Below are 25,469 nucleotides of genomic sequence, written 5' to 3' on the forward strand. Positions count from 1 at the left end.
GGCCCCTCGCGACCTGCGGCCGGGGACCCGGCGGCCGTGTGCGTGGGCGCCCGCGACGCCGTCTTCACAGTATGCCGATCCGGGCCCGCGGGCGGCCCCCGGGGGACGCCTTTCCGGCCGCCGCGGAGGCGGGATCGCACCCGGTGCCGACCGGTCCTTCCGGTCGGCGGTTCCCTCGCCGCACGGTGTGACGTGCAGCGACGCGGTCGGTAAACTGTAGACGGTCGACAGGATTCAGCACGGCCCGTTCCCGTGCCCCGCAGGGCCCGGACCAGTCTCGCTAGGGGGATCTCGATGCTGTCCACCGGACTGCCGCAGGGCACGGTTCCAAAGCTCGAACGACCGGGCCCGCTCCGGGAGCGGGTCTACGACGCGCTCCTCGAACTCATCACCACCCGCGCCCTGCGCCCGGGGCAGCACCTGGTGGAGAGCGAGCTCGCCGGGCACCTCGGGGTCTCCCGCCAGCCCGTCCGGGAGGCCCTGCAACGCCTCAACACCGAGGGCTGGGTGGACCTGCGGCCCGCCCAGGGCGCCTTCGTCCACGAGCCGACCGAGTCCGAGGCCGACCAACTGCTGACCGTCCGCACCCTGCTGGAGGCCGAGGCCGCCCGGCTGGCGGCCGCGGGCGCCTCCAGCGCCGGTATCGAGGCGCTGGAGGAGCTGTGCACCCAGGGCGAGGCGGCCGTCGGCAGGGACGACGTCGACGCCGCCGTCGCCACCAACGCCGCCTTCCACGCGAAGGTCATGGAGCTCGCCGGGAACGCGGTCCTCGCCGAGCTGGCGGCGCAGGTCGACCGGCGGGTGCGGTGGTACTACACCCCCGTCGCCCGCCAGCGCGGCAGGCGTTCCTGGGAGGAGCACCGGGAGCTGATCGCGGCCATCGACGCCCGTGACGAGCAGCGGGCCACCACGATCATGCGGGCACACACCGAACACACCCGGCGCACCTACCACGAGCGGGAACGCGAGACGGGCTGACGGGCCGGCGGGCCGAGGGGCCGCCGGCCCGCCTGGGCATCCAGCTCACACCCTGCGTGAGCGGGCCGCGGAGGTCGGCCCTGCCCCGACCCGGACCTGGTCCACCTGGAGACGGACGTCTACTCCGCCCACGTCGCCCGGCACCGCTTCTCCCGGCGCCCCGGCCCCGTTCGAGCCGCACGACCACGTGGTGGCGGCCCCGACCGGTACCCGCTCCGCCACGTCAAGGACGGCGAGCACGACACCTCACCGGACGGACACCACACGGTGGACGCCGGTGACGGTGACATCGACGACCGCACCTTCCCCGGCCGCGCGGACCGGCTGCCGGACCGCCGCTCCCACCACTGCGTCGTCGAACGGGACGACGCAGGCGAACCGGCGGCCGACCCGGCGGGATCACCCGTCACGGCGCAGCGGTCCGCCCGGTACCTGCCCCACCTCCGCGTGTGAGACCGGCCGGCACGGGCGGGTAGGGTGCCGTCGGCGGTGCGGACCACCGTCGACGGCGTCGACCACCACGAACGGACACGAGGCACATGAGCGAGGAGACCACGCGGCCGACGGACGCGGAGACCGCGGACGCGGCCTCCGTCGCCGACCAGGAGGCACGGGAGCGTCTGCTCCGCCTCCGCGGCAGCATCGACAACCTCGACGCGGCGCTGGTGCACCTCCTCGCCGAGCGCTTCAAGTGCACCCAGCAGGTCGGCGAGCTCAAGGCCACGCACAACCTGCCGCCGGCCGACCCCGGCCGGGAGGCGACCCAGATCGCCCGGCTCCGCCGGCTGGCGGAGGACGCCCGGCTCGACCCCGCGTTCGCGGAGAAGTTCCTCAACTTCATCATCGAAGAGGTGGTGCGCCACCACCGCGCCATCGCCGACCGCTCCGGCACCGGCGAGAGCTGACCCGAGGACGCACCCGCAAGCGGCCGTGCCGCCCGCCCCCGCCGTGGACCCGGGGCGGGCGGCACGGCCGCTCAGCGGGCCTCGCTGCGGGAGTCGCCGGTGGCGGGTAGCGCCGACGGCACACCGGCCGCACCCGCCCGCTGCCCCCCGTCGGCCGGCCGCGGCTGCCGCACCACCGACGCGATGAGCGCCGCGACGGCCAGCAGCGCCGCCACCGTCGTCACCGCGTGCCGCACCCCCAGCGAGTCACCGAGGAAGCCGATCAGCGGCGGCCCGCCCAGGAAGGCGCAGTAGCCGACCGAGGCCACCACGCTCACCCGCGCCGCCGCCCGCCGCGGATCGTCGGCCGCCGCACTCATCCCCACCGGGAAGCCCAGCGAGGTGCCCAGCCCCCACAGCAGGGCCCCTAGGTAGGCGACGGGCGTCCCGGGGCCGAAGGCGAACACCACCACGCCCACCGTCGCGATCACCGCCAGCCACCGGCAGACCACGGTCCGCCCGAACCGGTCGAGCAGCGAGGTGCCGAACCAGCGGCCCACCGTCATCGCGGCCAGGAAGAGGGCGAAGGCCAGCGTCCCCAGCGCCGCCGGGGCGTGGTACCCGTCGATGACGGCGACGGCGATCCAGTCGTTGCCGGTGCCCTCCGCAAAGGCGAAGGCGAGCACGAACAGGCCCGTCAGCAGGGTGCGCGCCTCCCCCCAGGCGGCGAGTGCCCCCCGCCGCGAGGGCTGCTCCGCCTCGCCCGCCTCGCCCGCCTCGCCGTGGTGGTCCTCGTCGTCGGGGAGCATCCCCCGGGTGGCCGCGGGTACGCCCACCGCCACGACCAGCGCCACCGCCACCAGGTGCACGGACACCGGCACGTGCAGGGCCACCAGGCCCGCACCGGCCAGCGCCCCCGCCACCGTGCCCACACTGAAACCCGCGTGGAAGCGCGACATCACCGACCTGCCGAGCAGCCGCTCCACCAGGGCACCCTGCACGTTCATCGCCACGTCCCAGGTGCCGTTGGCGAAGCCGAAGAGGAACAACCCCAGGACCACGGGCACGATCCCGAACAGGTAGCCGACGGCGACCAGCGCGAACGACAGGCTCAGCAGCCACGAGGCGCCCGCGACGACGCGGCGCGAGCCCAGCCGCCCCACGACGTGCCCGGAGATCGGCAGCGCCACCACGGAGCCGACCGCGGTGGCGAGCAGCACCAGGCCCAACGCCCGTGCGTCCAGGTGCAGGTGGTCGCGGACCTGGGGGATGCGGGCCGCCCAGCTCGCACACGCCAGCCCCGAGCCGGCGAAGACCGCGTAGGTCGCCAGCCGCGCCCTGGCCACCGCCGCGGCGGGGGCGCCCGCCGACGGGTGCGCCGCGGTCATCGGAGCGTTCCCGGCCGGGGAGCGGGACGCTGCGTCGCGCGCGTCGGGGCGGTGGGGCGCGGCCCGTGCGCCGGAGGGGGAGTGGCGAGTCCGATCACTGACATGGAGACCAACGTACGGCGGAGGTCGGCGCCTGTACACGGGTGGTGGGAAACCGGTTTCCCACCACCGGCGGCCGGACAGTGCCTCCGGTAGGCCGACCAGAGGTGAGGCGCCCTCGACTCCAGCCCCCGCGAGGGGGCTCAGAGGGCGGACACCCCGGGCGCCACGGGGGCCCGGCCCAGGGTGAGCAGGGCCTCGTACGAGGGCGAGCCGGGGTCCGCCGAGCAGGCGACGAGGCGTTGGCCCGGGGCGGTGGGCGCGGCCAGCACGGCGTAGTCGAGACTCATCCGGCCCACCAGGGGGTGGCGCAGCTCCTTGCGTCCCTCCACCTTCTGCCGCAGGTCCCGCGCCTCCCACAACTCGCCGAACCGCGCACTGTGCGCCCGCAGTCGCCGCAGGAGCGCGTCCAGCCGCACGTCGTGCGGGCGGTGCCCGGCGGCGGCACGCAGGTGCGCCACGGAGTCGGCGGCGATGTCCGGCCAGTCCACGAACAACTCCGCGGCGCCCGGATCGGTGAACACGAACAGCAGGTTGTTGGGACGGCACGACCCCGGCACCAGGTGCGGGAAGAGAGCCGCCGCGGTGCTGTTCCACGCGAGGACGTCGCTGTTCCGGTCGATCACGTACGCGGCGGTCGGCGGGGCGAGCATGTCGAGCATCCGGCGCACCGCACCGGCCGGCGGTTCCGCCCCCCGCTCCGGGAGCGCCTGGTGGGCCAGGGCGAACAGGTGCAAGCGCTCCTCGTCCGACAGGCGCAACTGCTGCTGGTCTGGCTCGGACGGCGGTCGCTGTTCCTGGTGAACCTCCTGATCGGGGCGGTCGCCCTGCCCGCCCTCCTCCGTGCCCGGGTCACGCACACCGGCCGGCCGCGCCGATGGGACCTGCCCGGTCAGCTGCTGATGGCCCTGGCCCTGGGCGGGTTGGTGTTCGCCCTGATCGAGGGGGCCACGCTCGGGTGGGGCTCGCCCGAGGTGGTGGGGGCGTTCGCGGTCGCGGCGGTGTCCGCCGTGGCCTTCGTCCGGTGGGAGCGGCGTGCCGCCGCACCCCTGCTGCCGATGGCCGTGTTCGCGCGCCCGGAGTTCTCCGCTGCCTCTCTCGCCGGGTTCGTCCAGGACTTCGCCTACTACGGCACCGTGTTCCTGCTGAGCCTGTTCCTGCAGAACGCACGGCACCACTCGGCGCTCCGGACCGGCCTGGTCTTCCTCCCCATGAGCCTCGTCGCCATGACGTCCAACCTCGTCGGCGGGCGCCTCACCGCCCGCTGGGGCCCGCGCGTTCCCATGACGGCCGGACAGGCCCTCTTCGCCCTGGGCCTGCTGGGGCTGGCATCGGCCGGCCCGGACGTGGGCGAGGGGGTCCTGTGGGTGGCGACGGTCGCGGTCGGTGTCGGAGCCGGCACGGTGGTCCCCGCCATGTCCGCCGCGGTGCTGCACTCCGTCGAGCCGGAGTACGCGGGAGTGGCCTCGGCTGCGCTCAACACCGCCCGCCAGGTGGGCGGAGCATCGCGCTGTTCGGCGCACTCGTGGCCGGCGGGTTCCTTTCCGGGCTGCACCTGTCGCTGCTGGTCGCCGCCGCGCTGTGCCTCAGCTCCGCCGTGGCGGCGCGCTGGGCACGGACCCGGACCTGGCCCCCGGGCAGCGGGCACCGCCCCAGCCGGGACGGGCGGTCTCCGGAGGGCCACCGGCCCCGGCGGCGAGAAGCCGGGGCCCGGCGCCGCCGCCCTCACCGAGGGCCCGGCGTCTCCCGCCGCGCAACGATCCGCAGCTCGTCCGTGGCCGCGACGTACACGATGCGCACGTCCTCCCCGGCTGCCTGCCGCCGCGCCTCCTCGGCCTGCAACTCGCCGTAGCGCCGCAGGTCCCCGGCGGGCACGGCCACCAGGAGGGCGTTCACCGGGCACCACCCACCGGCCGGCCGGGGGCGCCCCGGCCGGCGTCCTGCGGTCGCGGGCCCCACGGGGGACAGTCGCTCAACGCCTTCTCCTTCTCCTCGCGTCACCTGCGGGCCCGAGCCGTCGCCGGCCGGCCCGAACGGGACAACGAGCGAGCGGCTCCCACGTGACCGTCCGCCTGCGTGCACCCGGCCACCGCGGCCCGCCGGACCACTGCACTCCGGGAAGCGGAAACGGGTGTGACAACGCGTGGGTGGCTGGGTGACGCGTCCTGCAGACGTGCCCACCAGAGGCCCTGTTGTCCTACGCGTCCCTGGTTCGCGTCGCCGGAGTGGGCTTCTTCCCCCTCGGCTACGCGGCCCGTCTGCCCTACGCCGTGTCCGCCCTGGCGACCCTGGTACTGCTCCAGGACGCCACCGGCAGTTACGTCTTCGCCGGCCTCGCCGCGGCCGGGCAGGGGGTGGCCGCCGCGTCCGTCGTCCCCGGGTCAGGCCCCCGCCGCCGGGCGCGGCAGCCCTCCCGGTGGTCGCACCATGAACACGTCGACGGGGTCCTCGGCCTCCACGACGAAGCCGTGGCGTTCGTAGAGGCGACGGGCAGCGCTGCCCTGCAGGACGTTCAGCCCCACGGCAGTGCCCTGCGCGTCGGCCTGGGCCAGCACCCTGCGCAGGACGGCCGAACCGAGCCCCCGGCCCTGGTGGTGCGGCGCGAGGTAGAAGTGCTCCAGCCACTGCCTGTCCTGGACGGGCCGGACCGTCACACAGCCCGCGAGTTGCCCGTCAACGACGACCACCGAGGTGTACTGCTCGCAGAAGGCGTCCCGGAACCGCTGCCGCACCCGGTGCTCGTCGTAGCGCCCGAGACGCACCAGGTCCGCACGCATGACCGCGGCCCGCAGTTCCGCGATCACCTCGACGTCCGCCCTCGTCGCGAGTCGCGTACTCCAGCCCGCACCCCCGGCCGGCACGGCCACCGCCGCATCCGTCCGCTCCCCGTCCCCCACCGTCCCGACACTCATGGCAGGAGTGTCCCAGGGCCGCCACCCGCATGATCCTCCGGCTCCCGCCGGCCGCTGCGGGGCGACCGGTACCGGCACACGGCACCGGTCGCCCCCGCCCTGCGTCCCGCCGCCGGACGGCCCTGCCTCAGGCCGTCTGACGGCTCACCGGGCGGGCCCGGCCGGGCTCCCGGCGGGTACGCGGCCTGCCGGGCTGGTGGAGCAGCAGGGCCAGTACCGCCGCCACCAGGGAGATGCCGCCCGCCAGCAGGTAGGCGCCGTCGTATCCCCAGGCGTGCACCGCGAGCGACCCCAGGCCACCGCCGAACAGGCCGCTGACCAGCTTGCCGCTGTAGGCGATGCCGTAGTTGCTGGCGTTGTAGTTCTCGCCGAAGTAGTCCGGGGTCATCGCCGCGAACATCGGGTAGAACGCGCCGCCACCGAAACCGGAGACGAACGCGAAGACGAGGAACAGGCCCTCGTTGCGCACGTCCCCGGCCCACAGCACACCGAACTGGGAGAGCCCCAGGACGACGATGACGAACACCAGCGTCGCCTTGCGCCCCCACCGGTCCGAGAGCCAGCCCACCACACCCCGCCCGATGCCGTTGATCACCGACATCACGCCCATCGAGGAGGCCGCCACCAGCGGGCCGAACCCGACCTCCCTGGCGAACGGGACCTGGAAGGAGATGCCGAAGATGGACACCCCGGCCGTCATCACCACCAGCAGCCACATCAGCGGCAGCATGCCGGTGCGCAGCGCCTCCTTGGGCGTGAACTGCCGAGTGGCCGGTGGGTTCTTGGCGAGGCTGACGGCGTCCTTCGTCCCGCCGTCCCGGGTCAGCGGATCGACCTCGGCCGGCCACCAGTTCATCGGCGGGTCCCGGAAGAACCAGGCGCAGACCGCCACGACCAGCAGCACGTACAGGCCGATGGCGTCCAGCACGACCTGGTAGTCGCTGGTGTCGAAGGCGTAGTTGAAGAGGAAGATGAACGGCACCGACCCGTAGGCGAAGCCGCCGTTGACGAACCCCGTCTTGCCGCCGCGGCGTTCGGGGTACCACTTGCCGACCGTGTTGATGCACGTCGCGTAGACCAGCCCGCCGCCGAGCCCGCCCAGCACGCCGAACCCGACGATGGCGGCGAACACGTTCCCCAGGTGGGAGATGGCCAGGAAGCCCAGCAGGCACAGGCCCGAACCCAGGTACATCGCCCGCCGCGGACTGAGCAGTCCCTTCTCCCGCAGCCACCCGGCGGGGAAGCCCACCCCCGCCTGGAAGAACACCCACACGCTCAGGATCCAGAACGTGTCGCTCTCACTCCACCCGTGCGCCTTGGACAGGGTGTCCTCGGCGCTGCCGTAGGCGTACTCGAAGACGCTGATGGCCATCATCGCCACCCACGGCAGCCACACCATCAGCCGACGCGAGTGCCCGAGTACCTGCCGGTCGCTCTCACCGATCCGGTAGACGCGGCCCTTGCTGTCCGTGACCTCGCGGAAGACGGGTACCCCCACCGTCCGCGCACTGCTCCCACTCATGCCGAACCCCCTGCGTTGGTGCGTCGAAGAAACCTGGTCAGCGCCCCCTGTCCGGTTCTCTCGCGCGCGCGGGACCCGCCCGGCCTCAGCTCACGTCATCGCCGCACGCCCCCGTCCCGCCCCGGCAGCAGGCCCGCCGCGCGCGCCCACCGGTACTTCGCCCCGAGTACCGCCACCGGGAGTTCGGTGGTGTACGGGTAGGCCACCACGCCGTGCTCGAAGAGGTGGCGGCAGGCGTCCTCGACCTCGGTGTCCCCGGCGAGCGAGGCCACGACGGGCTTCTCCACGCCGCGTTCCCGGAACTCCGCCACCACCCGGGCCGTGAGTTCGGCGAAGACCATCGGCGGCGTGACGATGGTGTGCCAGTAGCCCAGCACCAGCGCGTGCACCCGCGGGTCCGCCAGGCCCAGCCGGATCGTCGCCTCATAGGTCGCGGGCGGCTCGCCCCCGGTGATGTCCACCGGGTTACCGGCCGCGCCGAACGGCGGGATGTGCGCCCGGAACGCCGCGTCGAGGTCGTCGGGGATCGTCATGAGCTGCAGCCCGTTGTCGACCACCGCGTCCGAGAGCAGTACCCCGGAGCCGCCGGCACCGGTGATGATGACGACGTTGTCGCCGCGCGGCGCCGGCAGCACCGGCAGCGCCCGGGCGTACTCCAGCATCTCCCGCAGCCCCGGCGCCCGGATGACGCCGGCCTGCCGCAGGATGTCGTCGTAGACCGCGTCGTCCCCGGCGAGTGCGCCGGTGTGCGACCCGGCGGCCCGCGCCCCCGCACCGGTCCGGCCGGCCTTGAGCACCACGATCGGCTTCCGCGGCACGGTCGCCCGCGCCGCCTCGACGAACGCCCGGCCGTCCTTGAGGTCCTCCAGGTGCATCGCCACGCAGGCCGTGTTCGGGTCCTCGCCGAACCAGGTGAGCAGGTCGTCCTCGTCGACGTCGGACTTGTTGCCGAGGCCGACGATGGCCGAGACGCCGGTCCTGGTCGAGCGGGCGAAGCCGAGGATGGCCATGCCGATGCCGCCGGACTGCGAGGTGAGCGCCACCGGCCCCTTGACGTCGTAGGGGGTGCAGAAGGTGGCGCACAGGTCCTGCCACGTCGAGTAGTAGCCGTAGATGTTGGGGCCCAGCACCCGCACCCCGTACCGCTCGGCGATCTCCACGACCTGCTCCTGCAGGGCCTCCTCACCGGTCTCGGCGAACCCCGAGGGGATGAGGACGGCGTTGGGGATGCCGCGCCGCCCCACCTCCTCCAGCGCGCCCGGCACGAAGCGCGCCGGGACGGCGAAGACGGCCACGTCCACGTCGCCGGGCACGTCGGTGACGCTGCGGTAGGCCTTGCGGCCGAGGATGTCGTCGGCCTTCGGGTTGACGGGGTGGATCTCGCCGGGGAAGCCACCGTCGACGAGGTTGCGCATCACCGAGTTGCCGATCTTGCCCCTCGCGTCGGACGCCCCGATGACCGCCACCGACCTCGGGCGCATCAGCCGCCGCATGGCGGTGAGGATCTCCTCCCGGCTGTAGCGCCGGCGGGGGACGGCGTCCGTGGTGCTCAGCAGGACGCGGACGTCGGCCGCCATCGCCCCGTCGGCGGCGGCGAAGACCGGGTTGAGGTCGACCTCGGCGATCTCGGGGAAGTCGGCGGCCAGTTGCGAGACGGCGACGACCAGGTCGACCAGCGCCGCCCGGTCCACCGCCGGCGCCCCGCGCACCCCCTTGAGCACCTCGGCCGCCCGGATGCCGTCCAGCATCGACGCGGCCTCCTGCGCGGAGACCGGTGCCAGCCGGAAGGTGACGTCCCGCAGGACCTCCACCAGCACCCCGCCGAGCCCGAAGGCCACCACCTTGCCGAAGGTCGGGTCGGTGACGGCGCCGACGATGACCTCCTGGCCCGCCGGCACCATCTGCTGCACCTGGATGCCGAGGATGCGGGCGTGAGGCGCGTAGGCCCGGACGTTCTGGACGATCGAGGTGAACGCCCCGCGGACCTCCGCCGCCGAGCGCAGGCCCACCCGCACCCCGCCGGCCTCCGTCTTGTGCAGCACGTCCGGCGAGACGATCTTCAGGGCGACCGGGTAGCCGATGCGGGCGGCCAGCGCCACCGCCTCGTCCGAGCACTCGGCCAGGCCCTCGGCCGGTGTCGGGATGCCGTACGCCTCCGCGACACGCCGGCCTTCCGGAGCCGTGAGCGAGGTGCGGCCCGCCTCGCGGGCCTGCCGCAGGAGGTCGCCGACGAGCGCCCGCCGCGGTTCCTGGCCGGCTGCCCGGTCCCAGGTCGTGGTATCCGTCATGCTCAGATCACCCCGTTCGCTTTCAGGACCCGCAGTTCCGCGTCCGGCAAACCCAGTTCGCGCCCGTAGACGTCCTCGTTGTGCTCGCCCAGCAGGGGGGAGCGCTCCACCTGCACGGGGGAGTCGGAGAGTTTCAGCGGTGAGCCCACGGTGGTGAAGGTGCCGCGTTCGGGATGGGGCACCTTCACGATCATGTCGTTGGCCGCCAGCGAGGCGTCCTCGATGATCTCCTGCGTCGACAGGATCGGTCCGCAGGGCACGTTGTGGGCGGTGAGTGCCTCCAGCACCTCCCACTTGGGCAGGGTGCTGCTCCACTCCTCGATGAGCTGGAACATCTTGCCGAGCTTGGGCAGCCGGGCCTGCGGGGTCGCCCACTCCGGGTCCTCGGCCAGCTCCGGCCGGCCGATGAGACGGGTGATCGGCCCCCAGCCCACCGGCTGGACGATCACGTACACGTAGTCGTTGGGACCGCCCGGCGCACACCGCACGGCCCAGCCCGGCTGGCCGCCGCCGCTGGCGTTGCCGCTGCGCGGCACCTCGGCGCCGAAGTCCTCGTTCGGGTACTCCGCCAGCGGCCCGTGCGCCAGGCGCTGCTGGTCGCGGAGCTTGACCCGGCACAGGTTGAGCACGGCGTGCTGCATCGCCACGTTGACGCGCTGGCCGCGGCCGGTGACGGTGCGCTGGTAGAGCGCGGCCAGGATGCCGGCCACGCAGTGCACCCCGGTGCCCGAGTCGCCGATCTGGGCGCCGGTCGCCAGCGGCGGGCCGTCCTCGAAACCGGTCGTCGACATCGATCCGCCCATGGCCTGCGCCACGACCTCGTAGGCCTTGAACCGCGTGTAGGGGCCGTCGCCGAAGCCCTTGATCGAGGCGTAGACCAGCCGGGGGTTGATCTCCCGGATCCGTTCCCAGGTGAACCCCATGCGGTCCACCGCGCCCGGGCCGAAGTTCTCCACGAGCACGTCGCTGCGGGCGATGAGTTCGGTGAGGATCTCCTTGCCGCGGTCGGACTTGACGTTGAGGGTGATGCTCCGCTTGTTGCAGTTGAGCATCGTGAAGTAGAGCGAGTCGACGTCGGGCAGGTCGCGCAGCTGCTGCCGGGTGATGTCGCCGGTCAGCGCCTCCAGCTTGACGACGTCGGCGCCGAGCCAGGCCAGCAGCTGGGTGGCCGAGGGTCCGGACTGCACGTGGGTCATGTCGAGGACACGTACGCCCTCAAGAGCCTTGCTCATCTCGCGGCTCCCTCACTTGTACATGGTCTGGTTCATGGTTCCGGGGGCGTAGGCGTCCGGGTCCACCCAGACGTTGACCAGGGACGGCTTGCCCGACTCCCGGGCGCGGCGCAGCGCGGGACCGATGTCCGCGGGGTCGCGGACCTCCTCGCCGTGTCCGCCGAGCATCCGCGCGAACTGGTCGTAGGGGACGTCGCCGAGGGTGTTGCCGACGCGTTCGCGGGCGTCGCCGTACTTGGCCCGCTGGCCGTAGCGGATCTGGTTCATCGAGGAGTTGTTGCCGACGATGCCGACGAAGGGCAGGTCGAAGCGGACCAGCGTCTCGAAGTCCCAGCCGGTCAGGGAGAACGCCCCGTCACCGAAGAGCGCCACCACGTCCGCCTCGGGACGCGCTTGCTTGGCCGCCATCACGAAGGGCACCCCGACGCCCAGCGTCCCCAGCGGTCCGGGGTCCATCCAGTGTCCGGGGGTCCTGGGCTGCACCACCTGGCCGGAGAAGGTGACGATGTCGCCGCCGTCGCCGATGTAGACCGACGTCTCGGTCAGGAACTCGTTGATCTCGCTGACCAGGCGGTAGGGGTGGATGGGGGAGGCGTCGGAGTGCAGCAGCGGCAGGCGCTTGCGCAGTGCCGCCTCCTCCACGGCCCGCAGCTCCTCCAGCCACTCCTTGCGGTGCACGGCCGCCCCGTTCAGGCGTCCGGAGGCGGCCTGCGCCGCGGCGGCCAGCACCAGGCCGGCGTCCCCGACGATGCCGAGGTCCACGTCGCGGTTCTTGCCGACGGTGCGGTAGTCGAGGTCGATCTGGACGACGGTGGCCTCGGGGGACAGGCGCCTGCCGTAACCCATGCGGAAGTCGAAGGGGGTGCCGACGATCACGATGAGGTCGGCGGCGGAGAAGGCGTGGCGCCGGGAGAGCTGGAAGTGGTGGGGGTCGCCGGGCGGCAGCGTGCCGCGGCCCGCCCCGTTCATGTAGGCGGGGACGTTCAGGCTGCGGACGAACTCGGTGGCGGCGTCCGCGGCCCGGCAGGTCCACACCTGACTGCCGAGGAGCACGGCCGGCTTGCGGGCGTGCACCAGCAGGTCGGCGAGTTCCTCGACGGCCGCCGGGTCGCCGGCGTTGCGGGTGGAGGCCCGGTAGTGACCGGCCGCCGGGACGCGTGCCCGCTCGCGCGCCACCTTCGCGTCGAGGACGTCCCGCGGTATCTCCAGGAAGGACGGCCCGGGGGCGCCGTGGTAGCACTCCCGGAAGGCCATGGAGACCATGTCGGCGGCGCGGGCGGTGTCCGGCACGGTGGCCGAGAACTTGGTGATCGGCGCCATCATGTCGACGTGCGGGAGGTCCTGCAGCGAACCCATCTTGTGCTGCGTGTGGGCGCCCTGGCCGCCGATCAGCAGCATCGGCGACTCGGCGCGGTAGGCGTTGGCGACACCGGTCACCGCGTCGGTGGTGCCCGGGCCCGCGGTCACCACGGCGCACCCCGGCTTCCCGGTGATCCGCGCGTAGCCGTCGGCAGCGTGCGCGGCGACCTGCTCGTGCCGCACGTCCACCACGTCGATGCCCTCGTCGACGCAGCCGTCGTAGATGTCGATGATGTGGCCGCCGCAGAGGGTGTAGATGCGGTCCACACCCTCAGCCTTGAGTGCCTTGGCCACCAAGTGCCCACCGGAGATGAGGTCCTGGTTGTCCTCGGGCATGGGGTATCGCGTCCCTTCGGTTGGCTGCGAAAGACGGCTGCAGGTCGTCGCTGACCTGGCGGAACAGCACGGGTCGGGGAATGGGGTGGGGAGGGTGGAGCTCAGTCGATAAATTGCATACAGTCGACGAATACTGTATGGACTTTGTTATCCCACCGGGCCCGGGCGTTGTCCAGGGGGCGTGCACGGTCGGGCCCGCCCGGTGGCTGAGCCCGTCGGTGGCCCAACCCGTCAGGTGGCCGGGTGCGCTGGACGGCCGAGTCGGATCCGGTGGCCGGGCCCCCAGGGCTCGGCGGGGTGCCGGTGCGGCGGGGCGTGGGGGCCGTGTGGGGGACCTGGGCCGGGGCGTGAGGGCGCCTCTCGCGGGCTCTGGCCGACCTGTGGTGTTCGCCTGACGACCGAGCGTGATCTTTTCGCCCTTGCGCGTCCCACCAGCGCTTACGTGGGTGAAAGGCACTCCGAAAGCTTGGTAGAGTTATCCATGTCGCCGCGGGGAACACCCCGCGAACACGACACCTTGTCCGGGTGGCGGAATGGCAGACGCGCTAGCTTGAGGTGCTAGTGCCCTTTATCGGGCGTGGGGGTTCAAGTCCCCCCTCGGACACATCAGGGGACGTTCACGAGATCGTCCCGAAGCGTTCACGAATTACCGGTCGAGTCATGTGACTCACCGGTATTTCGTCGTTTCTGGGGCCTTCAGGCCTCGTGCTCGGCTCGGTGAGGGGGTGAGGCGGTGGCGGTCCAGGTACTGCGCCTCTCACCTGCGGAAACAGGACATGCCTGCGCGACGGCTGGTGGCCGTGGCGCAGGCATGTGGGGTTTTCAGGGGGCGGAGCGCGGCGGAGGTGTGTCACTCGCGTGGCGGGGGCTCGACCTGCTCGGTCGGAAGCGGTCGCGCCTGGGGCGAGTCGGAGGGCTCACCCGGTTGGGTTGCGGCGCTCTGCGTGCCGGCTTTGCGGGGCTGGATGCCCTGGTCGCGGAGGAACCGTCGGATGGCTCTGAGGTTCGCCACGAAGATGATGACGGCGTTGAGCAGGGTCTGCGCGACGCGTCCGTGCGGCAGGCGGAGCTGGGGATTGTCGATGCTGTCGAGGGCGGACTTCTTGAGGTTGCCGTTGCCGCCCTCGTTCTGACTGCGCAGTCCGGACCAGGCTTCCTGCCACAGAGGGGTGAACAGGGGGTATTTCTGCCGCCACTTGGCCAACACGGTGCCCGGGACGGTGATGCTCTTCCCTCTGCAGATGTCGGGGTAGACGGGGGTGTCCCGCTTGGGCCTGGGGATGGTGGGCAGGGCTGCTGGGGTACGGACAGAGGGGGCGTCGAGGTCGACGACGGTGGACGGGCGTGGCTGGGGCCGGCGGTAGCAGGTGACCGTGGCGTGCGGCCCGAGGGCGGGGCACTGTCTACGCTGGTCCCCTGCGGGCCCGTACTCCTTGATCTTGGTCTGGTAGTCCTTGCGGGACTGGATCAGGTTGAGTGCGTGGGCGCGGTCCTCGTCCGTGCGGCTGTCGATGTATGTGGCGCCCGCAGTGATGAGCGGCGCGGGCATCAGCGGGCAGTAGAACTCGCCGCCGACCAGCTGCATGCCGCGGAACTCTCCCTGCCGGTCGACCTTGTCGTCGTTGTAGTGCTTCACCGCGTTGAGGCCGAGTTTGAGCAGCTGCAGATGCAGGTTGTGAGGCTTGGCCTGGGTGATGCCCCTGTCGGCGCAGAACAGGTCTTTGACCAGGCCTCGTTCGAAGGCCGGCTGGATGGCGCGCAGGGCGGCCGGGCCGGGTTCGGTGCCCGGGGTGTGAAGGATCATGCCGAGGCAGACCGCCGGGTAGGCGCCGGCGAGGTCGCCATGGCCATGGCCCGGGAACGCGGCCATCATGGCGTAGCGGAACTCTCTCTTCTCCGGCGCCTTGGCCTTCTTCTCCTGTCCCGACTTGGTCTTGCGAGGCACTGGCTTGTTTGTCGTGCCGCGCCGGGTGCCAGTGTTCGTGGAGGCCGCAGCTTTGCCGCTGGGCCCCGACTTCTTCTGCGTTCCTCCCTTCACGTACATCCCGGCGGTGATCTCAAGCGAGGCCCGGTCCTGGTGGTAGTCCGGCTCTTTGCCCCAGACCGGAACCGGTGTGTCATCGACCGCGATGTGGCCAGGCCATCGAGCGAAGTCGCCGCGCCGGTAGGAAGCCATCACCGGAGCGAGAACCAGATCCTGGGCGATGGCCTCCAGATTGCGCACGGTGTCCTGATTGGCGCGGGCATTCCACTTCCGTCGGATCTTCTTGGCCTCGCTGAGCGACAGCCGCTTGCGGCGGTCGTGTGGTGCCGGGTCGAGGCGCCGGGTCATCGAGGTCCAGGACCGGTAGACACGCTTCGACGTCGCGTACTGGTGGTGCGCGACGCGGTCGATCTCTTCTCGGGTTGCACCCTCGGGGATGTGCAGGTCGACGTTGGGGACGTCAAGGAGGGCCTTGGACCCTGGAGACAGGGCGAAGAAGAGTGTCTCCCATGCGTCGTTGATGTTGGCGCTCTTGCCCATGTACTGCGACAGGATCAGGCCGATCAGCACTGTGCGGAACGGGAAGCCCTTCGGGCCTGGCCGGTGCTCGTTGGAGGGAAGGCGTTCCAGTACTCCGCTGTGGCGCACGAGGTCGAAGACCTGCCTCACAACGCGGTCGCTGAGGGTACGGCCGGGGGCCTGCGGTGCAGGGCGTAAGGCGAGGCCGGTACGCCGGCAGGGTTTGTCCTCCGGGTTCTTCCTGCTCATGCCGCCGCCCCCCGCAACAGATCGGATGCCTCCGCTTCGGGCACGTCGTGGAGGAAGACGAGGTATCGCGAGAGGCTGTGCAGGGTCCCGAGTCCCGACGCTTTGAGGATCACCTTCAGCGGAATACCTGCATTCAGCAGTTCGACGAGCCAGGTCGTACGCAGCCGCTGGGTCTGCAGCACTGCACCGTCACAACGGCCGATGATCCGCGGGTACCTGGCCAGCCAGTCCGATGCGATGTGCTTGCTGGTGCGGTCCTGCCAGTCCGGCCGGAAGGCGTACGCGTCTGCCGGGATGTGGGCGGCTTCCGCCAGCAGCAGTTCCTCGTAGGCGTACCGGCATACGACAGTGCGCGGACGGCGCCCGTGCACCTTGACCAGTGCCCGGCCGGTGGGGCCCGCGAGGATGTCCCGCCCCTGAACGTACACAAGATCCTCAACGGCGAGCCCGCAGCCGACGCCGAGACAGAACAGAAGAGAGGCGTTGCGCCGCTGGGCGGGGGTGGGCAGGCTCTGCGCCCAGATCAGCCAGTAGGCGATTTCCGCCGGCGGGTAGGGGGCCACTGGGGCGACGGTGGCCTTGAGCCGGATGGGTGGATGCTGTCCGAGCTGGTCCAGCAGGAGCGCTTCGGAGGCCCGGCGCAGCTGGCTGCTGCAGGTTCGGCGGCTGTTGGCGGCCATGTCGCGGCAGCCGACGAGGATGAATCGTTCGACGGTGCTCTGGTCAAGGATCACCGAGGGTTCGAGCGGGAGGCCCTGGGCCTCGACCCAGGCGACCAGCCGTGCGAGCGGCGTCATGACCACGTCTGGGCCGTAGGGTCCCGCTGCGGCGGCCATGAATCCCAGCGAGCGGACGACCGGAGCGATACGGCGCCACTGGGCGGGCGGCACCGTCTCCGCCTTCGGTGCGTAGGCCAGCAGGCGATTCGACACAGCGACCTCCAGGCGCAAGGTCCATGACAGGTGGCCGGTTAACCGGCCGCTGGTGTCAGTGTCGATCACGATCCGAAGGAACGCATCTTTATGACCGGAGGCCGAGCGCGCACGGCGCCGCCATGGAGCTACGCCGTCGATCCGAAGGAGTGGCCGGATGCCCGGATCGCCGGGGAGCCCGCCGCGGCGGTGGTCCAGACGATTGCCCGCCGCCTCGCCGCCGCCCTGCGTGAGAGGCCGGAGCTCTCGCTGCGTGCACTGGCCGCACAGAGCAACGTCGGCCGACAGACCATCGGCGATCTGCTGGCGGGCGCCACCTGGCCGGATGTGCTGACGGTCTGCCGACTGGAGCGCGCCCTGGGCCTGGCGCTCTGGCCCGGATCGAATGCGACCCAATGTGCTCATGACTGATCCCCAATTACCTATTTGAGGTCAGTCGTGCACGCTCAAGTACGGAATGGCGCAGACGCCCTATAGCGCCACCCGTGGGAGCGCTAGAGTGAACGTGCGCGACGGACCGGAACCCTGCTAGGAGAAGCGTCCGTTCGCGTGTTTGGCGGCCTCCCTCGACCGCTAATCGAGGGAGGCCTGCTTGTTGGGTTAGGGTCGTTCTCGGGTGGATCAAGCAGCTCGGGATGACAGCACGGCCCGGAACATTCCCGGTGCTACGTTTTCCACCTCGCCAAGTTGCTTCATGCGGTTGAGGGTTTTCCCTACGGATGAGCGGACCGTCGCGTCAGCTCCCGGGCGTACCGCCGCCGCGATATCGGTGATGGACATTGCCTCTTGAGCGGCGCACAGGAGTGTGAGGATCGCATCGCGCATGCTTCCGTTACGCGGTGGCCCCAGGGCCCGAGTGCCAATATCCCGGCGCGCATCTTCGGACGAAGGATCCCCGTCGGTGACAGAAACTTCAGACGGACCCTCCCGGGAAGGCTGGGCGGTTTCCGCGTCCTCGCCAGTGTCCGGCGGCTCTTCGCGGGCATCGGTGGATTCGACGCCCTGGCACATCATCGCGTACACAGCTTCCAATGTCGCCAACTCGCCGCGCAGTGAAGTGATCAACTCCTTCACGGCATGCCGGGCCTGACCGATGTAGACACCCTTGTCTGACGCAGGTGCGCTGGTCCGGTATCCCGCCATAGCGAACTCCTAAGGAAGGTTGCTGCCAGTGTAGGGACGGCACACTGTGGCACGCACGCAGTTCCTGTGAGGCGCTATCAAACGGTCAGCAGTGCGCTCAAGCACGGCAAGTCCGGTCGGGGTTAGCGCAGGACTCGACCCGTCTTGGCGTAGAGTTGGCTCGCCGAGTTCGTGCGGTGCCGAACCGGACCTGTGAGACGTGCAACCACAGAATTCTGACGTGTGGATTCTGTCGAAGCTCCCGGTCTCCGGGAACGTTTGAGCGTTACGGTTCCTTCATGGTGGATGGCAAGCATCTGTCGGCGACAGAGGCCTTGGCGTCGGTGACGAAGGCCCTGGACGTTCTAGTCCTGGCGTATGACCGGGGGGAAATCGGTGTTACCGAAACCGCCCGGGAGCTCGGTATCTCACGTTCCACTGCACACCGCATCCTGGTCACCCTGCAGCGCACGGGTTTCCTCCGCCACGATCCTGGCCAGCACGGATACGCAGCGGGGCCGCAGCTCGTACGCATGGGACTGGCCGCGATCGCCCAGCTGGACGTCCGACGACAGGCGCGCAGACCGCTGGAGGAGCTCTCCGAGAAGCTGCAGGAGACGGTGTGCCTGTACTCCCTGGATGCGGCCGTTGTCCGACTACTCGACGGAGTCGAGTGCCGGCACGTCCTGCGCGTCAGTGTTCCGCTCGGGCAGGAGCTCCCCGCCCACGTCACAGCGGCAGGCAAGGCCCTGCTCGCACTGCGCGACCCGGCAGATGTACGCGCGACACTCCCGGCCGCGCTCCCTGCCACGGCGGCAGGAAGCATCACTGAGTGGCCGCTGCTTGAGGTCGAGTTGGAGGAAGTCAGAGTCCGGGGATGGGCGGCAGACCTCGAGGAAAGTGCACACGACCTGCACGGCGTAGGCGTGGCCATCCGTAACCGCATCGGGGAACCGCTCGCCGCGATCTCCGTGTACGCGCCCGCCGTACGTCTGCGTGAACAGGACATGCCAGCGGTTGCCACGGCCCTGCAGGAAACCGCCACCACGATCGCCAGGGCAGAGTGAGAGCGGGTGCCGAGGTGCAGGGGCTCAAGGCCCCAACGTGATCCGCCCGTCCGGGATCCACCCCTCCAGGTATCCCGTCAACAGCACATCCACATCTGGCAGATCGCACCGTGTGCACAACTCCTGCCACTGCTCAGGCTCCGCCCAGCGTGTCGCTCCCCTCCAGGGCAGATGCTCCGGCGGAGCACCAGCCGCAGCGAGACGAAAGATGAACACGTGCGCCTCTCGACGGCTCCGACCTACGGGCACAGGCACCTGAGCCCAGCGGCATCCTTCAACGGCGCCTCCGCGCACCGGCATCGCGCCCACCACATCGCGGAGTACGCGCATTGCCGCCTCACGGTAGGTTTCTGTGGCGCGGACGGATCCTGAAGGGAGTACCCATCGGGGAAGAGCCCCAGACGGGTCGTCTGCCACCAGGGCAAGCCGCCCGTCCGAGTTCAGCAACGCGACGAACACCACCCGCCGCATCCTGGGAGGCGGCACGGCAGGGCGCCCCGAACTCTCGGCAGCGTCCAGGAAAACAGGCACGGTCTGATCCTGACATGCGGCCGGTTAACCGGCCAGTTTTACCCCGTGCCGACGAGGGTCTTATCGCGGAGAGGAGCTGGCGAACTTGGTCGGCTTGTGGGCTCCGGTATGCCGAATCTGGATTGAGTAGGCGCCGAGCAGGAGCGGCCGGAAAGTCTTGAGTTCCGCAAGGGCTTTCGATGGCCCGAAGGCTGGAGGGTTCTCGCTCCCGGACAGCGGCCAGCTGAACGCGTACGCAGCGGGCAACCTCCACGGCCTGGACCATCCCGTCCTGGTACTGCTCAGCGGGGTCGCTCCCGGCTGGCCGGACGGCTCATGGACGACCCCGAACGGTCTGACCTGGCGTTACCGCAGCTACGAGGACCTCTGTGCCGCGCTACGGTCCTGTCTGCCCGATCTCCGGCGGGCGGACGGGTTCGGCGCCGATGTGTTCGAGCACTGGCTCGACCTGATCGACAAGCTCGTGTGACTGGCCGCCGAGGTCGGCACCCCCGCGGGGGACGAACCGTTGCTGGCGCCAGAGGAAGCAGTCGTAATCCTCAAGAACGCTCGACTGGACGCGACCGTGCAGAAGATACCTTGCCTGCACGTCTCGAGCCTCGTCCGGCCAGAGCTGGCGCAGGAGATCGAGCAGGTCGGCGTCATCGTGCGGATAGCAATGAGCCGAGGCCAGGGCATCGTGGAGATGTTCACCGCGGAGACGACCCTCTGTTCGGTTGGCAGATCCAGGAAGGCCAGTTCTGGCTGGTCCACCTGACCGGCCCGGCCCGACACGGCGGGCGGTCCGCGAACAGGAGGCCCGCGCCTACGACGACTACTTTTGCTTTGACCGGGCGCGTACCCTGCTGGGCAACATCGGTCCCGAGCGACCCACAACCGCCCCGCATGCTCCGTTGGCCTTCAACGGGTTCGCGCCCGACTTCGTCTACCGGAGCATCCCCACGCCGGACCTGACGATCGAGCAGGTGGTCCAGCTCGGTGTGATCTTGGTGCGCAGGACGTTGACGTGGCACGCAGACGCACGGGGCAAGGGATACGTGTGTCGCTGAGCGCTGAATGAGAGGGATGACAAAACTTCCGGTCCCTGTCGACCCTCATGCCGGACGTGGCGGGTGCTCACGCTGTCGTCGATACAACAGTAGATGGTGAAGCCCTCATCCAGGCGTGGGTGTCCCCGGCTCCCGTGGAATCGCTGCCAGAGGGAAGGAAGTTGCGTCGGATTAGTGCCGCAGAGATCTATTTCTCCGACATCATCGGGGCATGCAGAAGCTCGAGGCGCACGAGATGCCCTTGCACAAGGTGTTCAGCAGTGACTACGACTTCCAGATACCTGACTACCAGCGCCCCTATGCCTGGCAGGAGGAGCAGGCGGCTCAACTGCTGATGGATCTGCAGGAAGCCCTGGACCGTGGGACGGATGAGCCGTACTTCCTCGGATCCGTTGTGCTCGTCAAGAACAGCGCGGTCCCGAAGGCGGACGTCATCGACGGCCAGCAGCGCCTCACGACATTGACCATCCTCCTGTCGGTCCTACGCGACCTCACCGAGGATCCGGAGCTGCGCGGCGACCTCGACCGGCTGGTCATGGAGCCGGGTGCCAAGATCCGTGGGCTCGCCCCGAGGTCGCGGCTCACTCTGCGGAGCCGTGACGCGGACTTCTTCGAGAAGTACGTGCAGACGAAGGGCGCGGTGGGCACTCTGCTGACGCTCAAGGAGGAGGCCCTGCGGACCGACGCGCAGAAGGCCGTGCTCCGCAACGCGACAGTCCTCCACCGCAGCCTCACCGCGTTGACCGAGGAACGCCGGCTGGAACTGGCTCAGATGCTCGCCGAGCGGACGTTCCTCGTCGTCGTCAGCACTCCTGACCTCGACAGCGCACACCGGATCTTCAGCGTCATGAACTCCCGCGGCCTGGACTTGTCTCCCACCGACATCTTCAAGTCGCAAATAATCGGGGATCTCGGGGCGGAGGCGTCTGAGGCGTGCGCCACCACCTGGGAGGACGCCGAGGAGATGCTGGGGCGCGACGACTTCGCGGAACTCTTCCTCCACCTGCGGATGATCTTTGCCAGGAAGCGGGCGGAACAGGAGCTGCTCAAGGAGTTCCCTGAGCAGGTACTCAGCCGCTACCTCCCCGGCAGGGGCGAGGTCTTCGTCCATGACGTCGTCCGGCCGTATGCCGAGGCTTATGCCCAGATCCGTGAAGCACGTTATGAGTCCGCTTCGGGTGCGGAGGCGGTCAACGCCTGGTTCAGGAGGCTCCAGCAGGTCGACAACTACGACTGGCGGCCCGCCGCTCTCTGGGCGCTGCGTCACCACGAGGACGACCCGGCATGGCTCGACACGTTCATGCGGGCCTTGGAGCGGCTGTCGGCCAGCATGTTCGTCCGCCGTGTCTACACGACTCCCCGCGTCACGCGGTACGCCGAGTTGCTTCGGCAGCTCGACGAAGGACAGGGCCTTGCCTCCCCGGCCCTCGAACTGAGGGACGACGAGAAGGTCGAGACCCGGGCCAGGCTCGACGGCGATCTCTATCTGGTCGGCAAGATCCGCAAGTATGTGCTGCTCCGGCTCGACGAGCTGCTGGCCCGCGGGCAGGGGGTGACGTACGACCACCCGCTCATCACCGTGGAGCACGTGCTGCCGCAGAACCCGAAGGCCGATTCGCAGTGGGTCGGGCTGTTCGACGAGGAGCAGCGTGCCCAGTGGACGCACCGTCTGGGAAACCTGGTGCTGCTGAACCGCGCCAAGAACTCGGCGGCCCAGAACTACGACTTCGCCGCCAAGAAGGCCAAGTACTTCACCGGCCGCGGGGGAGTGGTCCCCTTCGCGCTGACCAGCCAGGTGCTCCAGCACGTCGAGTGGACCCCCGACGTGCTGAAGGCCAGGCAGGAGGAGCTGCTGCGGATGCTCTTCGAGGAGTGGCGTTTGTGAGCGCGGGGGCCGGGGCGTCATACCCCGGCCGAGTCCAATGATCTCCATGAAGTTCCAAAGAATTCCATTGTTGGGTCTGTGTGGGCTATGGTCGTCCACAACTCAGGTCTCACGGCCCCGCGTTACCACGCTGCTCCCGTGTATCCCCTGTCGTTCAGTTGCCGTCGGCCTGTTCGGCCGTACGCTCCGCAGTCGTCGCCTCCACGGGAGTCCCGTCATGCCCGTACCCACCGATCCCGCCCCGGACCCGTCTCCAGCAGGGCCGCCCGCCCAGGATCCGACCGCCGGCACCCTTGCCAGTCTCATCGCCGGGCGGCTCGCCGGCTCGGACCTCGACGAGGACACCCGAGCCCTCCTGCTCACCGCCTTCCAGGACGACGGCGGGGCGCGCGGCCGGATGCCGGGCGCCTACCTGCAGTCCGTCACGGTCAGCGGCTTCCGCGGCATCGGCCGTACCGCACGTCTCCCCCTCACCCCCGGCCCGGGACTCACCCTGGTCACCGGCCGCAACGGCTCCGGCAAGTCGAGCTTCGCGGAGGCCGTCGAGATCGCGCTGACCGGCGACAACGCCCGCTGGCGCGGCCGCAGCGACATCTGGCGCAAGAGCTGGCGCAACCTCCACCACGGCCAGGAACCCCAGGTCGCCGTGGGGTTGCGCCTCGACGGCGATCCGGAGCCGGCCACCGTGCTGCGCACCTGGCACGGGGACGACGTCGCCGACTCCACCGCCGAACTCGACCGGCCCGGCCACGACCCCGTCCCCATCCCGGGCCTCGGCTGGCAAGAGGACCTGGCGACCTACCGGCCCTTCCTGTCGTACTCCGAGCTCGGCCAGGTGATCGGCGGCAGGCCCAGCGAGATGTACGACGCCGTCGCCTCCATCCTCGGTCTGGAGCAACTCGCCGCCGCCGACAAGTGGTTGCGCGACCTGACCCGCGAGTACGACGCGCCCGCCAAGGAGGCGAAGGCCGAACTCCCCGCCCTGCTCACCCTCCTGGACGGGACCGACGACCTCCGCGCCCGGAGCGCCCACACCGCACTGAGCGGGCGGCGCCCGGACCTCACGCGGGCGGCCGAACTGGCCGCCGGGACCGGCCCGGTGGACGAGGCCCTCCTGTTCGACCTGCGCCGCCGCTCCACCCTGACCGGACCCGACACCGAGGCGGTCGCCACGGCGGTGACCCGGCTGCGTGAAGCCATCGCCTCCGCCGAGGACCTTCGGGGCACGTCCGCCGAGGACGCGCTGCGCCGCGCCGAACTCCTCGCCCGCGCGCTCGCCCACCACCGCGCCCACCCCGCCCTTGACACCTGCCCGGTGTGCGGCTGCACGGCCCGCCTCGACGAGGAATGGGCACGGGACGCCGCCGAGCAGGAACGCCGGCTGCGCGCCGAGGCCGAGCAGGTGCTCACCGTCCGCAGGGAACTCGACGCGGCCGCGCAGGTCGTCCGCGACCTGGCCGTCCCGCCCCCCGACTGGCTGCCGTCCGAGATCGCCGCCGCCTGGGACGACTGGATGCGATGCCGCACCGTCTCCGACCCGGCCGCGCTGGCGACCGCCGCCGAGAACGCCGCACGGATCGCCGCCGACGCCGCACGCATCACCCGCCAGGAGGCCGCAGGACGCCTCGCCGACCAGGACGACACCTGGCGCGACGCCGCGCGGGCACTCGCCGCCTGGCTGGACAAGGCCCACGCGGCCGAGCAGGCGGCCCCGCACCTGGCCCGCGTCAAGGCCGCCCAGAAATGGCTCAGGGCCACCCACGACGAGATCCGCGCCGACCGGATGCGGCCCATCGCCGAGGACGCCCAGCGCATCTGGTCCAACCTGCGCCAGCAGAGCAACGTCGCCCTCGGCCCGGTCCGTCTGAGCGGCTCCGCAACTCAGCGCAAGGTCGCCCTCGACGTGACCGTCGACGACATCGACGCCCCCGCGCTCGGCGTGATGAGCCAGGGAGAACTCCACTCCCTCGCCCTGTCCCTCTTCCTCCCGCGCACCTTCCTCCCGGAGAACCCCTTCCGGTTCCTCGTCATCGACGACCCGGTGCAGTCCATGGACCCCGCCAAGGTGGACGGCCTCGCCCGCGTCCTCGCCCTCCTCGCCGAGCACCGCCAGGTCGTCGTCTTCACCCACGACACCCGCCTGCCGCAGGCCCTGAAGTACCTGCGGCTGCCCGCCACCGTCCTCACCGTCGACCGCCGTGAGCGCTCCGCCGTACGCGTCCGCTCCGGCGACGACCCCGTCAGGCAGGCCCTGTACGACGCGAAGGCGCTCGCCAGGACCCGCGACCTGCCCGGGGACGTCGTCGCCCGGGTCCTGCCCGGCCTGTGCCGCACCGCCCTGGAGGCCGCCCTCCTCGAACCGGCCCGGCGCCGGCTCCTCGCCACGGGTCTGCCGCACGCCGAGATCGAGCGGCGCATCGCCAAGGCCCACAAACTCACCGAACTGGCCTCCCTCGCCCTCTACGGCGAGATGGACCGGGTGGGCGAGGCCATGACCGACCTCACCCGGGCCTACGGCCAGCAGGCCACCGACCACATCCGGTGGTGCAACAAGGGCTCCCACGAAGCCGTGCCCGTCGATGACGTGGAGGAGATCATCCGCCGCACCGCGGACCTCGCGAAGGCGGTGCGATCCCTGTGACCACGATCCGCCCGGCCACACCCGTCCCGTCCGTTCCGTCAGCGCGCCCGCCCCGGCTCCCCGTGACCCTCCCGCCTCCGCCGCCGTCCATCTCGACCCCCGAGGAACTGCTCGCGGGCGCGGACCGATTGCTCGGCACGGCCACCGCCTCCACCACCGGCGTCTGGCCGCGCGCCGTGGCCCTGCTGCTGCGCCACGCCCTCGAAGAGGCCCTGCGCCGCTACTGGCAGACCCGCAAACCGCAGCTGGCCCGCTGCCCGCCACATGCCCAGGCCCTGTGCCTGGAGTCCTACGCCGACCCCGACACGGCCCGCCGCTGGTCGGCGACCTGGGCCGGCCTCAGCCGGGCCTGCCACTACCACGGGTACGAGCTGGCTCCCACGCAGGGGGAGCTGTGTGCGTGGCGGGACGAGGTAGATCGGGTGATCGGGGCGTTGACGCTCCGGACGCGGTGACGGATCGCAGTCGGACCGCAGGCCCGTCGCGCGGGGC

At 70.9% G+C, this 25,469-nt stretch carries 22 protein-coding genes, 1 tRNA gene and 1 pseudogene; 12 read left to right on the forward strand and 12 right to left on the reverse strand.

Annotated elements, in window-relative coordinates:
• Nucleotides 1-294 precede the first annotated feature (294 nt).
• The 3 genes from ACFV3R_RS27015 to ACFV3R_RS27025 all read left to right on the forward strand — a co-directional run bounded on the left by ACFV3R_RS27015 (nucleotide 295) and on the right by ACFV3R_RS27025 (nucleotide 1,883).
• Complete coding sequence (locus ACFV3R_RS27015; protein WP_385588469.1) at nucleotides 295-978, forward strand: GntR family transcriptional regulator; 684 nt, start codon at nucleotides 295-297, stop codon at nucleotides 976-978.
• A 267-nt stretch (nucleotides 979-1,245) separates the two neighbouring features.
• Nucleotides 1,246-1,431 (forward strand): hypothetical protein, encoded by a 186-nt coding sequence (locus ACFV3R_RS27020; RefSeq protein ID WP_385588472.1) that lies wholly within the window; start codon nucleotides 1,246-1,248, stop codon nucleotides 1,429-1,431.
• An 86-nt stretch (nucleotides 1,432-1,517) separates the two neighbouring features.
• Nucleotides 1,518-1,883: a chorismate mutase gene (locus ACFV3R_RS27025; RefSeq protein WP_385588475.1), complete on the forward strand. Its 366-nt coding sequence runs from the start codon at nucleotides 1,518-1,520 to the stop codon at nucleotides 1,881-1,883.
• A gap of 71 nt (nucleotides 1,884-1,954) precedes the next feature.
• Here the strand turns inward: ACFV3R_RS27025 and ACFV3R_RS27030 are convergent, their stop codons facing one another.
• Nucleotides 1,955-3,250, reverse strand: coding sequence for an MFS transporter (locus ACFV3R_RS27030; RefSeq protein ID WP_385588478.1), 1,296 nt, complete (start codon nucleotides 3,248-3,250; stop codon nucleotides 1,955-1,957).
• A gap of 242 nt (nucleotides 3,251-3,492) precedes the next feature.
• A complete protein-coding gene (locus ACFV3R_RS27035; RefSeq protein WP_385588481.1) occupies nucleotides 3,493-4,086 on the reverse strand; it encodes a hypothetical protein in 594 nt (197 codons plus the stop codon).
• Between ACFV3R_RS27035 and ACFV3R_RS27040 the strand changes: the two are divergent.
• A pseudogene (locus ACFV3R_RS27040) lies at nucleotides 4,081-4,842 on the forward strand (MFS transporter); the annotation flags it as partial. The gene ACFV3R_RS27035 and the pseudogene ACFV3R_RS27040 sit on opposite strands and share 6 nt — an antisense overlap.
• 232 nt (nucleotides 4,843-5,074) lie before the next feature.
• On the opposite strand, the gene ACFV3R_RS27045 reads toward ACFV3R_RS27040, so the two are convergent.
• From ACFV3R_RS27045 to ACFV3R_RS27070, 6 genes are all read right to left on the reverse strand, one after another.
• Entirely contained in the window at nucleotides 5,075-5,245 is a 171-nt protein-coding gene (locus ACFV3R_RS27045; RefSeq protein ID WP_385588585.1) for a hypothetical protein, read from the reverse strand.
• Between the two features lie 485 nt (nucleotides 5,246-5,730).
• The gene (locus tag ACFV3R_RS27050) at nucleotides 5,731-6,261 is read right to left on the reverse strand and encodes a GNAT family N-acetyltransferase (protein ID WP_385588484.1); all 531 of its coding nucleotides are present in this window, start codon (nucleotides 6,259-6,261) and stop codon (nucleotides 5,731-5,733) included.
• A 127-nt stretch (nucleotides 6,262-6,388) separates the two neighbouring features.
• The gene (locus ACFV3R_RS27055) at nucleotides 6,389-7,783 is read right to left on the reverse strand and encodes an OFA family MFS transporter (protein WP_385588486.1); all 1,395 of its coding nucleotides are present in this window, start codon (nucleotides 7,781-7,783) and stop codon (nucleotides 6,389-6,391) included.
• Between the two features lie 95 nt (nucleotides 7,784-7,878).
• A complete protein-coding gene (locus ACFV3R_RS27060; RefSeq protein ID WP_385588489.1) occupies nucleotides 7,879-10,071 on the reverse strand; it encodes an acetate--CoA ligase family protein in 2,193 nt (730 codons plus the stop codon).
• Nucleotides 10,072-10,073: 2 nt separating this feature from the next.
• Complete coding sequence (frc, locus tag ACFV3R_RS27065) at nucleotides 10,074-11,303, reverse strand: formyl-CoA transferase (protein ID WP_385588492.1); 1,230 nt, start codon at nucleotides 11,301-11,303, stop codon at nucleotides 10,074-10,076.
• 12 nt (nucleotides 11,304-11,315) lie between these two features.
• Nucleotides 11,316-12,998 (reverse strand): thiamine pyrophosphate-binding protein, encoded by a 1,683-nt coding sequence (locus ACFV3R_RS27070; RefSeq protein WP_385588496.1) that lies wholly within the window; start codon nucleotides 12,996-12,998, stop codon nucleotides 11,316-11,318.
• Nucleotides 12,999-13,517: 519 nt separating this feature from the next.
• On the opposite strand from ACFV3R_RS27070, the gene ACFV3R_RS27075 reads away from it, so the two are divergent.
• Nucleotides 13,518-13,602 (forward strand) — tRNA-Leu (locus tag ACFV3R_RS27075).
• Nucleotides 13,603-13,848: 246 nt separating this feature from the next.
• On the opposite strand, the gene ACFV3R_RS27080 is transcribed toward ACFV3R_RS27075, so the two are convergent.
• Complete coding sequence (locus ACFV3R_RS27080) at nucleotides 13,849-15,750, reverse strand: hypothetical protein (RefSeq protein ID WP_385588499.1); 1,902 nt, start codon at nucleotides 15,748-15,750, stop codon at nucleotides 13,849-13,851.
• On the reverse strand, nucleotides 15,747-16,751 hold the full coding sequence (locus tag ACFV3R_RS27085; protein ID WP_385588502.1) for a hypothetical protein: 1,005 nt from the start codon (nucleotides 16,749-16,751) through the stop codon (nucleotides 15,747-15,749). Before ACFV3R_RS27085 ends, ACFV3R_RS27080 begins: the two co-directional genes overlap by 4 nt.
• 21 nt (nucleotides 16,752-16,772) lie before the next feature.
• Here ACFV3R_RS27085 and ACFV3R_RS27090 point away from each other — a divergent pair, with 21 nt between their 5' ends.
• Nucleotides 16,773-17,093, forward strand: coding sequence for a helix-turn-helix domain-containing protein (locus tag ACFV3R_RS27090; RefSeq protein ID WP_385588505.1), 321 nt, complete (start codon nucleotides 16,773-16,775; stop codon nucleotides 17,091-17,093).
• A 210-nt stretch (nucleotides 17,094-17,303) separates the two neighbouring features.
• On the opposite strand, the gene ACFV3R_RS27095 is transcribed toward ACFV3R_RS27090, so the two are convergent.
• Nucleotides 17,304-17,825 (reverse strand): hypothetical protein, encoded by a 522-nt coding sequence (locus tag ACFV3R_RS27095; RefSeq protein ID WP_385588508.1) that lies wholly within the window; start codon nucleotides 17,823-17,825, stop codon nucleotides 17,304-17,306.
• A gap of 278 nt (nucleotides 17,826-18,103) precedes the next feature.
• Here ACFV3R_RS27095 and ACFV3R_RS27100 point away from each other — a divergent pair, with 278 nt between their 5' ends.
• Nucleotides 18,104-18,871 carry an IclR family transcriptional regulator gene (locus tag ACFV3R_RS27100; protein WP_385588511.1) on the forward strand — a complete coding sequence of 256 codons (768 nt, stop codon included), beginning with the start codon at nucleotides 18,104-18,106 and terminating at the stop codon, nucleotides 18,869-18,871.
• Nucleotides 18,872-18,895: 24 nt separating this feature from the next.
• Here the strand turns inward: ACFV3R_RS27100 and ACFV3R_RS27105 are convergent, their stop codons facing one another.
• On the reverse strand, nucleotides 18,896-19,342 hold the full coding sequence (locus tag ACFV3R_RS27105; RefSeq protein WP_385588582.1) for an NUDIX hydrolase: 447 nt from the start codon (nucleotides 19,340-19,342) through the stop codon (nucleotides 18,896-18,898).
• Nucleotides 19,343-19,559: 217 nt separating this feature from the next.
• Here ACFV3R_RS27105 and ACFV3R_RS27110 point away from each other — a divergent pair, with 217 nt between their 5' ends.
• The 5 genes from ACFV3R_RS27110 to ACFV3R_RS27130 all read left to right on the forward strand — a co-directional run bounded on the left by ACFV3R_RS27110 (nucleotide 19,560) and on the right by ACFV3R_RS27130 (nucleotide 25,432).
• The gene (locus ACFV3R_RS27110; RefSeq protein WP_385588514.1) at nucleotides 19,560-19,871 is read left to right on the forward strand and encodes a hypothetical protein; all 312 of its coding nucleotides are present in this window, start codon (nucleotides 19,560-19,562) and stop codon (nucleotides 19,869-19,871) included.
• Nucleotides 19,872-20,295: 424 nt separating this feature from the next.
• Nucleotides 20,296-20,451 (forward strand): hypothetical protein, encoded by a 156-nt coding sequence (locus tag ACFV3R_RS27115; RefSeq protein ID WP_385588518.1) that lies wholly within the window; start codon nucleotides 20,296-20,298, stop codon nucleotides 20,449-20,451.
• Between the two features lie 211 nt (nucleotides 20,452-20,662).
• Nucleotides 20,663-22,336 (forward strand): DUF262 domain-containing protein, encoded by a 1,674-nt coding sequence (locus tag ACFV3R_RS27120; RefSeq protein WP_385588521.1) that lies wholly within the window; start codon nucleotides 20,663-20,665, stop codon nucleotides 22,334-22,336.
• Nucleotides 22,337-22,553: 217 nt separating this feature from the next.
• Entirely contained in the window at nucleotides 22,554-24,977 is a 2,424-nt protein-coding gene (locus ACFV3R_RS27125; RefSeq protein ID WP_385588524.1) for an AAA family ATPase, read from the forward strand.
• 62 nt (nucleotides 24,978-25,039) lie between these two features.
• Nucleotides 25,040-25,432, forward strand: coding sequence for a hypothetical protein (locus ACFV3R_RS27130; protein ID WP_385588526.1), 393 nt, complete (start codon nucleotides 25,040-25,042; stop codon nucleotides 25,430-25,432).
• Nucleotides 25,433-25,469 lie beyond the last annotated feature (37 nt).

The sequence above is a fragment of the Streptomyces sp. NPDC059740 genome, from assembly GCF_042733155.1.
Classification (GTDB): Bacteria; Actinomycetota; Actinomycetes; order Streptomycetales; family Streptomycetaceae; genus Streptomyces.

Coding starts and splice junctions, on each gene's coding strand:
- ACFV3R_RS27095 (WP_385588508.1), bottom strand. CDS start 17,825: ATGGCGGGATACCGGACCAGCGCACCTGCGTCAGACAAGGGTGTCTAC.
- frc (WP_385588492.1), bottom strand. CDS start 11,303: ATGAGCAAGGCTCTTGAGGGCGTACGTGTCCTCGACATGACCCACGTG.
- ACFV3R_RS27060 (WP_385588489.1), bottom strand. CDS start 10,071: ATGACGGATACCACGACCTGGGACCGGGCAGCCGGCCAGGAACCGCGG.
- ACFV3R_RS27025 (WP_385588475.1), top strand. CDS start 1,518: ATGAGCGAGGAGACCACGCGGCCGACGGACGCGGAGACCGCGGACGCG.
- ACFV3R_RS27105 (WP_385588582.1), bottom strand. CDS start 19,342: ATGCGGCGGGTGGTGTTCGTCGCGTTGCTGAACTCGGACGGGCGGCTT.
- ACFV3R_RS27100 (WP_385588511.1), top strand. CDS start 18,104: ATGGTGGATGGCAAGCATCTGTCGGCGACAGAGGCCTTGGCGTCGGTG.
- ACFV3R_RS27050 (WP_385588484.1), bottom strand. CDS start 6,261: ATGAGTGTCGGGACGGTGGGGGACGGGGAGCGGACGGATGCGGCGGTG.
- ACFV3R_RS27015 (WP_385588469.1), top strand. CDS start 295: ATGCTGTCCACCGGACTGCCGCAGGGCACGGTTCCAAAGCTCGAACGA.
- ACFV3R_RS27090 (WP_385588505.1), top strand. CDS start 16,773: ATGACCGGAGGCCGAGCGCGCACGGCGCCGCCATGGAGCTACGCCGTC.
- ACFV3R_RS27080 (WP_385588499.1), bottom strand. CDS start 15,750: ATGAGCAGGAAGAACCCGGAGGACAAACCCTGCCGGCGTACCGGCCTC.
- ACFV3R_RS27070 (WP_385588496.1), bottom strand. CDS start 12,998: ATGCCCGAGGACAACCAGGACCTCATCTCCGGTGGGCACTTGGTGGCC.
- ACFV3R_RS27125 (WP_385588524.1), top strand. CDS start 22,554: ATGCCCGTACCCACCGATCCCGCCCCGGACCCGTCTCCAGCAGGGCCG.
- ACFV3R_RS27120 (WP_385588521.1), top strand. CDS start 20,663: ATGCAGAAGCTCGAGGCGCACGAGATGCCCTTGCACAAGGTGTTCAGC.
- ACFV3R_RS27055 (WP_385588486.1), bottom strand. CDS start 7,783: ATGAGTGGGAGCAGTGCGCGGACGGTGGGGGTACCCGTCTTCCGCGAG.
- ACFV3R_RS27030 (WP_385588478.1), bottom strand. CDS start 3,250: ATGACCGCGGCGCACCCGTCGGCGGGCGCCCCCGCCGCGGCGGTGGCC.